The following is a 13,796-nucleotide window of genomic DNA, read 5'->3' as shown; positions in this document are numbered from 1 at the left end:
AGTCTGAAGGCACCTCTCAACCGCATACTTCATCTCCCCGCAGCACGGGAAGCCAGAGCGTAAATCGCGTGCCGGCCTCTCCGGATACCCATTCGACCCGCCCATTGATCACCTGCGCACGCCGCTGCTGATTATGCAAGCCGCGGCCGCCGCCGCGCGACAACGCGGCCGCCACATCGAAGCCCTGCCCGTTGTCCTCGATGATCACCTGCACACCATCGCCTTCGACGGCCGTAGCAACACGGATAACCGTGGCCCGCGTATGGCGCAACGTGTTCGCAACGCTCTCCTGCACAATGCGTAGGATATTCAACGCGCTCGACGGATCCAGCCAATCCAGCGCTGGCAGTTCTTTTACGTCCCACACCAGCGCGACGTTGGCGCTTTCCATGCGAGGTTCAAGGCGGTAGCGCAACGTTGCCAACAACAAGAGTAAGTCCGCTTCCACCGGCTCCATCGAGTCGATTGCCAGCTTCAGGTCATCCATGCAGTCCTTGAGCAACTGCGAAACTTCGGCGTCGCGCATGCGGCCCTGCTCCACCGAGCGGATCGCGCTGATCAGCGTGGAGCCCAGGCCGTCATGCATGTCCTGCATCAGGCGTTGGCGTTCGTCGCTCAGCAACTGGCGCTGTTCGATCTCGCGCAGGCGCTGGTGGCTTGCTTCCAGTTCGGCCTCGCGCAAGCGCAAGCGTTCGGCCAGGCTCGCATTCACCCGCTCCACTTCTTCGATGGCTCGCACATAGCGCCGATACATCAGCAGCCCGAAGAAGATGAATGTCACGCCATTGGTGTACGCGCCGAGGAACCAGCCCTCCGGCCCCACCACATTGTTGTGCAGCATCCAGTCGGACATGCCGAGCAGCTCGCAGATGGCCAGCGCCACCACCACCACCCGCCCCTCCCGCGATGCACGCCAGGTGGCGGCGCCGCCCACGATGCAGATCGCCAGCGCCATCAGCAGCTCGAGCGCGTAGATCGTCGCCAGCATCGGCGAGGAATTGGGCAAGGCCCATGGCAGCGGCATCGTCGCCAAGCCGATCAGTACCACGGTGGCCACCACCGCACGCCCCAGCCAGCGCAGCGGGCGGCCGTGCAGCAGCCGCAGGAAGAAATGCAGCGAGGTCAGCCCCCAGCACAGCGAGTTGATCACCAGCCAGCCGAACCAGTCGCGGGCGATCGGCAAGTCCACGTAGTAATGCAGATGGCCGGCGAAGGCGGTGGCGGCGAGGCAGAAGAACAGCAGATAGCTGGCATCCTCGCGGCGCCTGAACCACACGAACAGCGCGAAGATGCCTACCGCCAGGAACGCCGCGTTCAACATCGCCGGCAGTCCCGACTGCAGCCATTGGCGCACCTGGTAGCGGCCGCGCAAGGCATCGGCTGGCCCGAGCCACAGCGAAGACACGGCTACGGGATAGCTGGACGTGTGCTGCAGGCCGATCAGGATTTCATGCACCGGCGCATCGCTCGTGCCGGGTTCCAGGTTCATCCACAGCGGCATGAACAGGCTGTTCCACTGCTGGCCGCGCTGCTGCGCGCGATAGGCCAGCTTGCCGTTGATATAGATCGCGATGGGGCCGTCGGTCTTCAGGCGTACGCCGTACAAGGCGCGCGAGGCGGTGAGCGCTTGCGCCTCGTCGACCGCCAGCCTCACCCAGGTGGTGAAGTACGCGGACGTATCCGCAGCCTTGACACGCGTCGGCATCGCCAATGGCAAGCGGGTGTCGTGCCAGCCGGATGGAAGGCTCCGGCTGTCCTGCGTAGCCGGCATCGCACCGAAACCCGTCGCCGGCACCGCCTGCCAGCTGGCCTGCGTCAGATGCAGGCATTCGCCGGAGCGCTCGATGCCGCTCACCGCCAGCGAGAGAAAGGCGCCGAGCGCGGCCAATAACGCCACCGAGAAAAACAGCGCCGCCGCCGCGGGGACGCTTTTCAAGGGCGGACGCGGCGCCCGCTCATCCACCGCATCGGCTTTGCCGGTCGAGTCAGCCGTCCAGAATCCCCTGATTCCTGGCCTCATAAATCGCTTCCGCCTTGGATGTCACATTCAACTTGCTGTAGATACGCCGCACGAAGCTGCGCACGGTGAAAGGCGACAACGACATCAGCCGGGCGATTTCATTCGCCGTGAAACCCTTGGTGATGAGTTCCAGCACTTCCTTCTCGCGCGCGGACAGCAGTTGCGCTGCCTCGTCCGGCTTCTGGGCGCGGCTTGCACCCCCTGCCCCCAGCTGCCGGAACCGTGCCAGCACCTGGCGCGCAATGATAGGGCTGATCGGGCTGCCGCCGCTGGCCACGCTGCGGATCTCGTCGACGATGCGGGCAGGCGAACTGTCCTTCAGCAGATAGCCGGAGGCGCCGGCCTCGATCGAGCGGATGACGTGGGTCTCGTCGCCGAAGTTGGTGCTGACCACCACGCTGCAGCTGCTCCACTGCTGCACCGCGGCCTTGATCACGTCGATGCCGGAACCGTCCGGCAGGCCCAGGTCCACCAGCAGCACGTCCACCGGCGCGCCCAGCAGCAACTGCAAGCCTTCGGCGCGCGTGCCGGCGACGCCGGCCAGGCGCAGGTCCTGCGTGCTGTCGATGGCCTCGCTGAGGGCGCGCCTGAAACCCAGGTCGTCCTCGACGATCGCCACGTGGATCAGCGGCGGAGTCTGGCCGGCGGCCGGTGATTCCATGGTGGATCCCTGGGTTCCTTGAAGAAGCGCATTGTGCGCGGCGGCCGGCGGCGGCACCTGTAGCGTGTTTGTTCTACAGACAAGCCGGCGCCCCCTTCCCACGATACCGGACCACGGCAGGTCGCATCGACAGGGGCAGGAGCATGCACACCTTCTGGCAGGATCCGCTCCGCGGCGACGCGGCGCGCACAGCCGCGTGGGCGCGGCACAAGGAACAGGGTTCCGCGGACACCGCGCTGAGCCGCCAGCGCTTCAGCGTGGCCGGCGAACCCAGGGAACGGCAACTGCCGGCCTGGCGCGACCGGCTGGCCGGCATGCTGGAGGTGCCGGTGGCGCCGGCGCAGATCGCCGGCGGCTTCCATGCCGAACTCGATACGTATGTGCTGCCGGACATCGTCTACCTGGACAGCCGTACCGGCCCGACCATGCTGCAACGCTCTGCGCAAAAGATCGCCGCCGACGACATGCGCGACTACTGCTTCCACGTGCTGATGGAAGGCATTGCCGAGACCGAAATCGGCACCGCGCAGCGACGCCCGATCACGCAGTTCGTACCGGGCATTCTCGCGCTGGACATGGGCCGGCCGATGACCATGCGGCGCCCCACGCGCACACGCGCCCTGGCCTTCTTTCTTCCGCGCGCCGTGGTGGAAGCGGCGATTCCGCAGCACGATCAGCTCCGGCACGGGCCTCGCGGTGCAGGCGGCCCTGGCCACAAGCACGGTCCGGAACAGCGCGGGCGGCGTCATATCCGGCGGAGCAGGTGCGATCCGCCTGCAGTACGGCGGCAGCGTTACCAATGAAGGCGCCGGCAGTTCCATCTTGTCCAGCAACGGCATAGCCATCGAAGTGACCGGCCAGCCCGGCGCGGTCACGAACGGTGGAGGCGCCACGATCTCGGCGGCGGCCACGGCGGTCTACCTGCAGCACGGCGGCAGCGTGACCAACGATGCCGGCTCCACCATCGCAAGCACCGGTACGCGCGCCGGGGACTGCCCGAAGTCCGGCGGCTGCGCCATTTTCGTCGCTTCGGAATACCTACCCGCAGGCAATGCCGGTGGAGCGCTGGTGCTGACCAACGCGGGCACCATCATCGGTGATGTGAAATTGCGCGAGAACGCGAACAACGCCGTCCTGTTGTCGGCCGGCAGTTCCATCCGCGGCGACCTCGACGTCGGCGTAAGCTCGAATTCCACGCTGACCTTGACCGGCGCAGCAGGAAGCGTGCGCTCGTATGCGCAGACCGTCACCGGTAAAAGCCGCTTCTACGGTGACATGACGGTAGCGAACGGCGGCACCTGGGTCATCGACAACGACAATCTCATTCCGCGCAGCGTAACCATCGACGGCACCGGACCCGATGGCACCACGCTGCAGATCGGCGATGGCGGCTCCAAGGGCTCGCTTGGCCTGGGCGGCAATATCGCGATCCATTCCGGCACCTTGGTATTCAATCGCAGCGATGATGTCACTTTCGCGAGCAGCATTTCGTCCGTGGGAGATGGCGCGCTGATCCATGCCGGCAGCGGTAAGTTGACGCTGGTTCCATGGAATCAGGTGCTCCGTCCCTCGCGGATCACGATCGAGCGCGGAACGCTACAGATCGACAACAGCGGCGACATCCCAGGCAGCGCAACCGGCAATTTTTCGTTCGAGGCGCCGGTGCTGAATAAAGGCGCCCTGCTCTTCAATAGCGCGCGGAATGTTTTTGCCAGCGGCGCGATCTCCGGGCCGGGCTCCGTCACGCAGAACGGCCCGGGCGAGTTGATCCTGCAGTCACCGGACAATACGTACACCGGGGGGACGACGATCAACCAGGGTTCCATCAGGACTGCTTACGCATTGCCGGGCAATGTCAAGGTGAATGGCACAACCACGCTGGAAGGCTACGCGAACGGGGGAGCCGCCCAGCTTGCCGGTGTCGCCGGCGACCTCTACAACTCCGGCAGGGTCGTCGTGCGCGGCGGCGACACCCACATCGGCGGCAGCTACACCAATACATTCACCGGCACCCTGGCCGTGAGCCTAGGCAGCAAGCTCGTGGTCGACGGCAACATTCTGGTGAGCGGAGGCACGCTGGAAATTATCGGTGCCGATCAAGGCTACGTCGCCAATTCCCACACCGAGGTCTTTACCACCACGAAAGGCATTTCGTTTGGTGGCAGCTTCACCCGACTGGCCAAAGCCGCAGGAGTGGTCTTCATCTCATCCAGGATTTACTACGACTCCCACAGCGCATGGCTGGATACCACCGGCCTCGATGTGACGACTGCGGCGGCGGGTGGTGGCGTGACGTATACGCCTTTGTCGCTCGGCAGCGCGCAGCGCGTACAAGGCGCCTTCACCCAACTCAATAGCAAGATCGCCAGCGGCAACCTCTCCAGCGTGTCGAGCGATTTCGTGCAAGCCGCCGGCGAGTTCCAGCAGGCCCCCAACCTGGAGGCTGCACAGGCCTCGCTGCAAAGCCTCTCCGGCCAGCTGCACGCCGCCAGCGCGGCGATGACGTTCGAGGCAATCGACGCCTCCAGCCGTGCGCTGGCCGACCGCTTCGACGACCTGCTCGGCCGCAACACCGGCTACGGCATGTGGACACAGAGCCTCAACGTCGGTGGCGGCATGGGCCGTTCCGGTTATGACGGCGTCGGCTTCCAGTTGAACGGATGGCTGGTAGGCAGCGACCGGAAGATCGGCAGCTCGGGCGTGGCGGGTTTTGCCTTCGGACAGAACCAGGGGCAGCAGCAGCTAGACCAGGCGTACGACCGCAATCGCAGCCGCAGCACCGAGGGCATGGGTGAACTCCGTAATCAGATCGCGACCTTTACTCTGCTCCCATCGCAGGAGCACGACGATGTCCGCCAGTTTGTTGCGGATCGTGTTGACCGCTGCCGCTGCGTTACGCAGCTGAGTCGTTACGAAGAGTGTCGGATAGAAGAGCGGCAGGCCTTGGGTGTCGTGGAGCATCGGCACACGTTCGCCACCGCTAAGCACATGGACTGAGAGCCTAGGCACCGATCACCTTTATCACCCGATCTCACATGAGATCGACTATATGGACCGGTTTCAAACCGTCAAGAGACAAATAAAAAAAGAAAAGCCCCTAAAATTCAGGGGCTTATCTAATCTTTTTCACCAATCTAGCTTAGGTGTTGTCTAGAACGGAATATCGTCATCATCAAAACTGTTGTTCTCCACCGGCGGCGGAGAAGACTGGCGCGAGCCGTAGTCGTTGCCGCCGCGGTTGCCGCCGCCGCTGGCGCCGCCACCGAAGTCGCTGCCGCCGCGATTGCCGTAATCGCCGCCACCACCGCCACCGCCGCGGTTGCCATAGCCACCACCGCCGCCACCCTGGCGCTGACCGCCACCACCGCCGCCCTGCGAACGCTGGTAACCGCCGCCACCGCCACCCGCGCCGCCGCCTTCACCGCCGCCACCGCCCAGCATCTGCATCTCGTTGGCGATGATGTCGGTGCTGTAGCGCTCGACGCCGTCCTTGTCGGTGTACTTGTCGGTGCGCAGGGAGCCTTCGATATAGACCTGGCGGCCCTTCTTCAGGTATTCGCCGGAGATCTCGGCCAGCTTGCCGAACAGCTTCACGCGGTGCCACTCGGTGCGCTCCTGGCGCTCGCCGCTCTGCTTGTCGGTCCACTGCTCGGAGGTGGCGATGCGCAGGCTGGTGATCGCGGTGCCGCTGCTGGTGTAGCGCGTCTCGGGGTCGGCGCCCAGGTTGCCGACGATGATGACTTTATTGATGCCACGGGCCATGGAATGGGTTTCCTCGATTGGCCGGCCGTAAATAGGGAGGAGTACGGCCGGGGTTGATATGGCCGGTCATAATACCGATCGCGGTCTCAAGAGTCAGGACGCCGCGCCTTCGCCCCGGGTAAGGCTCAGGCCGCGTGCTGCGTAGGCAGGTGCCCGTCCTCGGCGTCGGCGCCTTCCGGCGGCAGCCGCAGGATGGCGAAGCCGGCCGCTTCCCAGGCGTCCAGGCCGCCCAGCAGGGGGCGCACGCGGCGATATCCTTGCTGCATCAGGTTCTTGGCGGCGACGGCGGCGGAGGCCTCGTTGGGGCAGCTGCAGTAGATGACCAGCTCGGCGTCCAGCGGCACGTCGTGCACGGCGCGGTCGATGCCGGCCACGTCGGCCAGCAAGGCGCCGGGAATCACGCGGGTGTCGACCATGCGGGCGGCCGGCGAGCGCACGTCCACCAGCACCGGCTCCAGGCCTTCGTCGATGGCGCGCTTGAGTTCGTCCACGGTGATGCGCGCCATGCGCAGGGTGGCGATCAGGCGGTGGCGCTGCCACCACTTCATCAGGATGTACAGCGCCAGCAGGCTGCCGACCACTTCCAGCGCGATGGTGCCGGCATTGCCCAGCGCCACCAGCACCTGGTCGATCTGCGGCGCCAGCACATAGCCCAGGCCCACGGCCAGGCCCAGCCACAGCAGGGAACCCAGGCCGTCCATCAGCACGAACATGGCCGGGCGCAGGCCCAGCGCGCCGACCAGGGGCGGGGCCACGGTGGACAGGCCGGGCACGAACTTGGCCACCAGCAGCACCTGCCCGCGCCAGCGCTGGAAGCGCAGCTCGGATTGCTTGACGCAGGAATCGGGGGACAGGGAAATGCGGCACAGGGTGCGCATCACCCCCGCGCCGTAGCGGCGGCCGGCCCAGTACCAGACCAGGTCGCTCAGCAGGCAGGCCAGCAGGGCCAGCCCCACCACGCCCATCAGCGGCAGCTGGCCATTGGCGGCCAGGGCGCCGGCCACGACCAGGGTGGGCACCGCCGGCACCGGCGCGCCGGCCTGCTCGACCAGCACGTTGAAGAACACCAGCACCAGGCCGTATTCGGCCAGCAGGGCAATGATTTCATGGGCCATCGTCGGCACCCCGGGATAGCCGGCGCGAGGCCGGATCGAATGCGCTGATGATTGGGGCGCGGCGGCCGGTTTGCAAACGTTCCAGCGGGGAAACAGGCTGTGTCTCCCGGCGCACCATGACCTTCCGGCGGCGAAATGGCGCGCCCTCCCCCTATAATCATTCGCTACGAAGCCGCGACCCCGCCATGACCACGATGCCCGCCACCGCCATCCGCCCGACCGATTTCGCCGACGTGCGCGCGCTGGCCGACGACGACATGAAGCGGGTGGACGGCCTGATCCGCCGCCGGCTCTCCTCCGACGTGGTGCTGATCAACCAGATCGCGGACCACATCATCGCCGGCGGCGGCAAGCGCCTGCGCCCGATGCTGCACGTGCTGGCGGCCGGCGCCGCCGGCTATGGCGGCGAGCAGCACATCAAGCTGGCCGCGGTGATCGAGTTCATCCACACCTCCACCCTGCTGCACGACGACGTGGTCGACGAGTCCGACCTGCGCCGCGGCCGCAAGACCGCCAACGCGGTGTGGGGCAATGCGGCCAGCGTGCTGGTGGGCGACTTCCTGTATTCGCGCTCGTTCCAGCTGATGGTGGAACTAGACGACATGCGCGTGATGCGCATCCTGGCCGACACCACCAACACCATCGCCGAGGGCGAGGTGCTGCAGCTGCTCAATATCGGCAATGCCGACGTGGACGAAGCCGCCTACCTGGCGGTGATCGAGCGCAAGACTGCGGTGCTGTTCGCCGCCGCCACCGAACTGGGCGGCGTGCTCGGCGGCCTGCCGGAAGACCAGATCGCCGCGCTGCGCCGCTACGGCATGGAACTGGGCTATGCCTTCCAGATCGCCGACGACCTGCTGGACTACGTCAGCGACGCCGACACCCTGGGCAAGAACATCGGCGACGACCTCGCCGAGGGCAAGCCGACCCTGCCGCTGATCTACGCCATGCAGAAGGCCGACCCGGAGCAGGTGCAGTCGCTGCGCCACGCCATCGAGCACGGCGGGCTGGATTCGCTGGAGCGGATCATCGCGGCGATCCGCGATTCCGGTGCGCTGGACCGCACGCACGAGCACGCCGTGTTCCATGCGCATGCGGCGCGGGATGCGCTGGAAGCGCTGCCGCCGTCGCGGTATCGCGATGCGCTGGCGGCATTGGCTGATTATTCGGTGCAGCGGAGCTATTGATCCGCGCATCGCACCGCTGGCGTAGGTTGGGGTGAGCCAAAGGCGAACCCCAACATCGCGGCCTTCATGCGTCTGGCAACTGACGCTCTTGCCCCCTCTCCCCTGCGGGGAGAGGGTTGGGGTGAGGGGGGCCTACGGAGCGGTGAAGCGGACGCTGCAAAGCGAGCGGTACTTCGTCGATCTTTTACCGCGAGCACCCGCCCCTCATCTGCCTGCCGGCATCTTCTCCCCGGAGGGGAGAAGAGTGCTTCGTATGCAGGTTACGGCGTGTTGCTAAAAGCCCCGCGCAACCAATCCCCCATCATCCGATAGCTCCGCTTCGCCGCCCGCTCGTCATACGCGCAGCCTTCGCGGTGCTGGTCCGTCTCGGTGAAGCAATGCACCGCATTGCCCAGCACCACGAACTGCCAGTCGGCCTTGCTGCCGCGCATCTCGTCCATGAACTTGTCGGCGTCGGGCATGGTGCCCTTGTCGTCGGCGCCGTTGAACACCAGCACGCGGGCCTTGATCTGCCTGGCCAGTTCCGGGTTGTCGGTGGCCAGTCCGCCGTGGAAGGAAACCACCGCGGCCACGTCGGCGCCAGCGCGGGCCAGATCCAGCACGGCGGAGCCGCCGAAGCAGAAGCCGATCGCGGCCAGTTTCGACACGTCGATCGGCGCGTCCTTGGCCTGCGCCTTCAGCTGGTCCAGCGCGTAGGACACGCGCTTGCGCATCAGCGCGCGGTCGCCGTACAGCGGCTTTACCGCGGCCTGCGCTTCCTGGTCGCTCTTCGGGCGGACGGTGGCGCCGTACATGTCGGTGACCAGGATGACGTAGTCCTTGCCGGCGATGCCTTCGGCCTTGCTCAGCGCCAGGTCGTTCACGCCGTACCAGTTCGGCACCATCACCAGCGCGGGGCGCTTGGCGGATACCGCGTCGTCGTAGACCAGCACGCTGTGGAAGCGGGTGCCGTCCAGCGTCCACTCCACCGGCTTGTGCACCATCTTCGCCTGCGCGGCGAAGGCCAGACCGGACAGCAACAGCAGACAACCGAGTCGTGCGATACGCATGATCCACTCCTTGACGGTGTGCGAAGAAAGCTTGCAGTGACGGCGGCTCAGCGCCCGGCGGCATGCTCCGCGAGGCGGCGCTTCAGCGGCGACAGCTGGTCGACCAGGCGCACGCCAACGCCGCGCGCGGCGATCAGCGGCGAAGCGCGCCAGCTGTAGATGCGTGCCAGTGCGTCGAAACCCAGCGCGTCCAGCGTGTCGGCGCTGCGCCGGCGGCGCGCGTAGCGGCGCAGCACGTGGGCGGCGGCGATATCGCGGTGGGCTGCGCGCGCGGCGAGCAAGGTGTCGCGCAGTTCCAGCACGTCGCGCAGGCCCAGATTCACACCCTGCCCCGCCAGCGGATGCACCGCGTGCGCGGCGTCGCCGAGCAGCACGAAGCGGTCGGCCTGGTAGGTTTCGGCCAGCTGCAGCTTGAGCGGGAAGGCCGCGCGCTTCGTGGCGCCGACGATGCGGCCCAGGCGGAAATCGCTGGCGGTGCCGAGTTCGGCAAGGAAGGCTGCGTCGTCCAGCGCGAGCACGCGCTTGGCTTCGTCTTCCGGCAGCGACCACACGATGGAGCTACGCCCGTCGGCCAGCGGCAGCAGCGCCAGCGGGCCGTCGGGAAGAAAGCGCTGCCACGCGGTGCCTTCGTGCGGCCGCTCGGTGCGCACGTGCGCCACCACCGCGCGCTGCGCGTAATCGCGGCCGCGCGTGCCGATGCCGGCGAGCTTGCGCAGCGGCGAGCCGGCGCCGTCGGCGGCGACCAGCAGGCGGGCGGCGATGGATCGGCCGTCGGCCAGATCGAGCTGGATGCGGTCTTCCTGCGCTTCGAAGCCCTTCACTTCCGCCGGGCACAGCCGCTGCACGCCGGCCGCATCCAGCGCCAGCCACAGGCGCCACTGCACCAGGCTGTTCTCGACGATATGGCCGAGCAGGTCGCGGCCTTCGTTGGCCGCGTCGAAATGGATGGCGGCGCCGCTTTCGGCGTCCCACACGTGCATATGCGCGTAGGGGCTGGAACGCGAGTCGCGGATGGACGCCCACACGCCGAGTTCGTCGAGCAAGGCGATGGACGAAGGCGCCAGGCCCACCACGCGCAGATCGACTTCCTGCTCGGCCGACCACGGCGCCGGTTCGCGCGCCTCGATCAAGGCGGTGGCGAAACCGGCACGCGCCAGCGCAAGCGCCGCAGCCGCGCCGACCATGCCGCCGCCGACCACCGCCACATCCAGCGCCGGGCCACGGCGACGCGCGTCACCACGTGCAGTCGTCTGAGTCATGGCAGACGCTCCAGCACCGCCTGCGGCGGCTCGGCGCGGAAGCCCATGCCCTTGCGCGCCAGCAGGCTGCGCAGCGGCGGCACGCGGTCGCAGGCCAGCAGGGCCAGCGAGCGCAGCGGGCCGAGCAGGGGCTGTTCCAGGCAGGCCAGCTGCACCAGGCCGTGGCTCATGCCCATGGTGCCTTCGCGGTCCGGCGCGCGGCGCGCGGCGTAGTGCTCCAGCAGCGCGGGCGCGCCGGGGTCGGCGGCCGCGGCGACCAGTTCCGCCAGGGTCAGCGCATCGCGCAGGCCGAGATTGAAACCCTGCGCGCCGATCGGATGCACCGTCTGCGCCGCATTGCCCACCAGCACGGCACGCGGGCCGGTAAGCCGCCCCGCCGCCACGCGCCTGATCGCATACGGATGCCGCTTACCCGCCCGCGCGAGGCGGCCCAGCCGCCAGCCGAAGCGCTGCTGCGCGAAGGCGAGAAAACCTTCGTCGTCCAGCGCCGTCACCTCGGCGGCCTGTTCGGTCGGCACGGTCAGCACCAGGCCGCAGCGGCGCTCGGCCAGCGGCAGCAGGGCCACGGGGCCGTGGTCGGCGAAGCGCTCGTAGGCGCGGTTGGCGTGCGGGCGTTCGGGAGTAACGGTGCAGACGAACAAGGTCTGGCCGTAGTCGTACGTTTCGGCGTCGATGCCGAGGCGGTCGCGCACCGACGAGGCGGTGCCGTCGGCGCCGACCAGCAGGGCCGCGTCGATCTCCTGCGTGCCTGCCGCCGTGCTCACCCGCGCGCGCCAGCCTTCGGCCAGCGGCTCCAGCGCTTCCAGCCGGGCCGGGGCGAGGCGGCGCAGGCGCTGGCATTCGTCCAGGCGGCGCAGCAGGGCGTTGCCGAGTTCGCGCGCGGGCAAGGTCCAGCCCAGGGCGTCGACGCCTTCGCGTTGCGCGTCCAGGCGCACGCTGCCGAAATCGCCGGCGCGGCTGACGTGGATATGCCGGATCGGCGTAGCCAGCGCAGCGGCATGCCGCCACACGCCGATCGCCTGCAGGCCGTTGACCGTGGCGCGGGACAGCGCGAGGTTGCGCTCGTCGTAGCTGGGCTGCGCATCCGCGCGCGGCGCGGCGGCCTCGACCATGACGGCATCGACCCCGGCCGCATCCAGCGCGATGGCCAGGCTGGCACCGACCAGGCCGCCGCCGACGATGAGCACGGGGGAGCGGGTGGAAGAAGGCGGGGACGAAGTCATCGCTGGCGGGGCACCGGGGGAAGGGTCCCGGGATGATACGCGCTCGGCCGGCCTCTCTTGGCTCAGTCCTCAAGAGCTAGCCCTTCTCCCTCCGGGAGCACGCGGGGAGGGCACAGGGATGTGCCCGGCTTTGAGGAGCGAGGAAGGTGGCGGCAGCCGGATGAGGGTTCGGGCGGAGCGGCGCGCATCACTCTTGCGCTCCGGCCGTACCCTCACCCCAACCCCTCTCCCAGCGGGAGAGGGGCTTACCGCCAGCCTCGCCCAATCAAGCCCGCGCCCACTTGCGATAGACTTCGCGTCTGCATTTTCTCGCGACACTTTCTTCTGGAGCAGCTCATGGCTACGACGCAATCCCAGCGCCTCGGCATCTTCGCGGCCCTCGCCCTGGTCATGGCCGCCACCCGCGTACATATCTCGATCCTGCACCACGACGTATGGGACGCCTCCTGGGGCGTGTTCTTCCTGGCCGGCTTCTGGCTGCGCGGCTCGGCGCGCTGGGCCTTCCCGCTGCTGATGGCGCTGGCGGTGCTGGCCGACTACTTCGTGATCACCGGCCAGGGCATCAATTTCTGGGAGCACTACTGCGTCTCGGCGGCCTACTGGTTCCTGGTGCCCTCGTATTTCGCGCTGTGGATGGGCGGCAGCTGGTTGGCCGCGCGCAAGCCGGGCCTGAACCTGCGCGGCCTGGGCCTGGCGGTGGGCGCCCTGCTGGTGAGCTGGGCGGCCTGCTATGTGGTCTCCAACGGCAGCTACTACTGGCTGAGCGCCACCGTGCCGCAGCCGCGCAGCGTGGCGGCCTGGTTCGCCAACATGGCCGACTGGTACCTGTTCTTCCTGGAAACCACCGCGCTGTGGGCGGGCCTGGGCCTGGTGGTGCATGCGCTGGCCACCCAGCTCTCGCGCACGCTCGGCCATGCCGACCATTCCAAGCTGACGCGCTGAGTTCCGGCGTGGGCAATCGTCTTTCCAAGATCTACACGCGCACCGGCGACGACGGCAGCACCGGCCTCGGCGACGGTTCGCGCGTGGCCAAGGATTCGCTGCGCGTCGGCGCCTACGGCACGGTGGACGAGCTCAACAGCACCATCGGCATGGTGCTGGCCAGCGACGGCGTGGACGACGCCGTGCGCGAGGCGCTCACCCAGGTGCAGCACGACCTGTTCGATCTGGGCGGCGAGCTGTGCATTCCCGGCATGGCGATGATCGACGACAGCGACATCGACCGCCTGGAACAGGTGCTCGACGGCTTCAACGAACCGCTGCCGCCGCTGAAGGATTTCATCCTGCCGGGCGGCGGCATGGCCGCCTCCTGCTGCCACCTGGCACGCACCGTGTGCCGCCGCGCCGAGCGCGAAGTGATTGCGCTGGCCCGCGTGGAAGCGGTGCGTCCACAGGCGCAGCGCTATCTGAACCGGCTGTCCGATCTTTTGTTCGTGATCTGCCGCGTGCTGGCGCGCGCCGGCGGCCACGGCGAAGTGCTGTGGCAGCACGAGCGCCGCCGCAAGCCCGCCGCGGGCTGA

The 13,796-nt window shown here is 67.7% G+C and carries 12 protein-coding genes; 5 read left to right on the top strand and 7 right to left on the bottom strand.

Going from position 1 to position 13,796, the window contains the following annotated elements; all coding sequences use genetic code 11:
• Positions 1 to 16 precede the first annotated feature (16 nt).
• Positions 17 to 1,936: a sensor histidine kinase gene (locus ISN75_RS03500; RefSeq protein ID WP_343819399.1), complete on the bottom strand. Its 1,920-nt coding sequence runs from the start codon at positions 1,934 to 1,936 to the stop codon at positions 17 to 19.
• Between the two features lie 49 nt (positions 1,937 to 1,985).
• On the bottom strand, positions 1,986 to 2,681 hold the full coding sequence (locus tag ISN75_RS03495; RefSeq protein ID WP_168648074.1) for a response regulator: 696 nt from the start codon (positions 2,679 to 2,681) through the stop codon (positions 1,986 to 1,988).
• Positions 2,682 to 2,824: 143 nt separating this feature from the next.
• Here ISN75_RS03495 and ISN75_RS03490 point away from each other — a divergent pair, with 143 nt between their 5' ends.
• Positions 2,825 to 3,484 (top strand): hypothetical protein, encoded by a 660-nt coding sequence (locus tag ISN75_RS03490; protein WP_343819400.1) that lies wholly within the window; start codon positions 2,825 to 2,827, stop codon positions 3,482 to 3,484.
• Between the two features lie 19 nt (positions 3,485 to 3,503).
• Positions 3,504 to 5,678 carry an autotransporter-associated beta strand repeat-containing protein gene (locus tag ISN75_RS03485; RefSeq protein ID WP_343819401.1) on the top strand — a complete coding sequence of 725 codons (2,175 nt, stop codon included), beginning with the start codon at positions 3,504 to 3,506 and terminating at the stop codon, positions 5,676 to 5,678.
• Between the two features lie 153 nt (positions 5,679 to 5,831).
• On the opposite strand, the gene ssb is transcribed toward ISN75_RS03485, so the two are convergent.
• The gene (gene ssb, locus ISN75_RS03480) at positions 5,832 to 6,443 is read right to left on the bottom strand and encodes a single-stranded DNA-binding protein (RefSeq protein ID WP_168648069.1); all 612 of its coding nucleotides are present in this window, start codon (positions 6,441 to 6,443) and stop codon (positions 5,832 to 5,834) included.
• 125 nt (positions 6,444 to 6,568) lie between these two features.
• The gene (locus tag ISN75_RS03475) at positions 6,569 to 7,558 is read right to left on the bottom strand and encodes a DedA family protein/thiosulfate sulfurtransferase GlpE (protein WP_167252460.1); all 990 of its coding nucleotides are present in this window, start codon (positions 7,556 to 7,558) and stop codon (positions 6,569 to 6,571) included.
• Between the two features lie 185 nt (positions 7,559 to 7,743).
• Between ISN75_RS03475 and ISN75_RS03470 the strand changes: the two genes are divergently transcribed.
• A complete protein-coding gene (locus tag ISN75_RS03470) occupies positions 7,744 to 8,745 on the top strand; it encodes a polyprenyl synthetase family protein (protein WP_168648068.1) in 1,002 nt (333 codons plus the stop codon).
• A 260-nt stretch (positions 8,746 to 9,005) separates the two neighbouring features.
• Here the strand turns inward: ISN75_RS03470 and ISN75_RS03465 are convergent, their stop codons facing one another.
• From ISN75_RS03465 to ubiH, 3 genes are read right to left on the bottom strand one after another with little or no spacing between them, the layout of a single operon-like run.
• Complete coding sequence (locus tag ISN75_RS03465; RefSeq protein WP_168648067.1) at positions 9,006 to 9,794, bottom strand: dienelactone hydrolase family protein; 789 nt, start codon at positions 9,792 to 9,794, stop codon at positions 9,006 to 9,008.
• Positions 9,795 to 9,841: 47 nt separating this feature from the next.
• Positions 9,842 to 11,053, bottom strand: coding sequence for a UbiH/UbiF/VisC/COQ6 family ubiquinone biosynthesis hydroxylase (locus tag ISN75_RS03460; RefSeq protein ID WP_168648066.1), 1,212 nt, complete (start codon positions 11,051 to 11,053; stop codon positions 9,842 to 9,844).
• Positions 11,050 to 12,276, bottom strand: coding sequence for a 2-octaprenyl-6-methoxyphenyl hydroxylase (gene ubiH, locus ISN75_RS03455; protein WP_343819402.1), 1,227 nt, complete (start codon positions 12,274 to 12,276; stop codon positions 11,050 to 11,052). Before ubiH ends, ISN75_RS03460 begins: the two co-directional genes overlap by 4 nt.
• Before the next feature lie 336 nt (positions 12,277 to 12,612).
• Between ubiH and ISN75_RS03450 the strand changes: the two genes are divergently transcribed.
• Positions 12,613 to 13,218: a hypothetical protein gene (locus ISN75_RS03450; RefSeq protein WP_167252465.1), complete on the top strand. Its 606-nt coding sequence runs from the start codon at positions 12,613 to 12,615 to the stop codon at positions 13,216 to 13,218.
• Positions 13,219 to 13,226: 8 nt separating this feature from the next.
• Positions 13,227 to 13,796 (top strand): cob(I)yrinic acid a,c-diamide adenosyltransferase, encoded by a 570-nt coding sequence (locus ISN75_RS03445; protein ID WP_167252466.1) that lies wholly within the window; start codon positions 13,227 to 13,229, stop codon positions 13,794 to 13,796.

Source organism: Dyella marensis (assembly GCF_049532885.1).
GTDB classification, from domain to species: Bacteria; Pseudomonadota; Gammaproteobacteria; order Xanthomonadales; family Rhodanobacteraceae; genus Dyella_D; species Dyella_D marensis.
The sequence above is the reverse complement of the archived record's forward strand: the minus strand, read 5'-3'. Positions and strand labels throughout refer to the sequence as shown.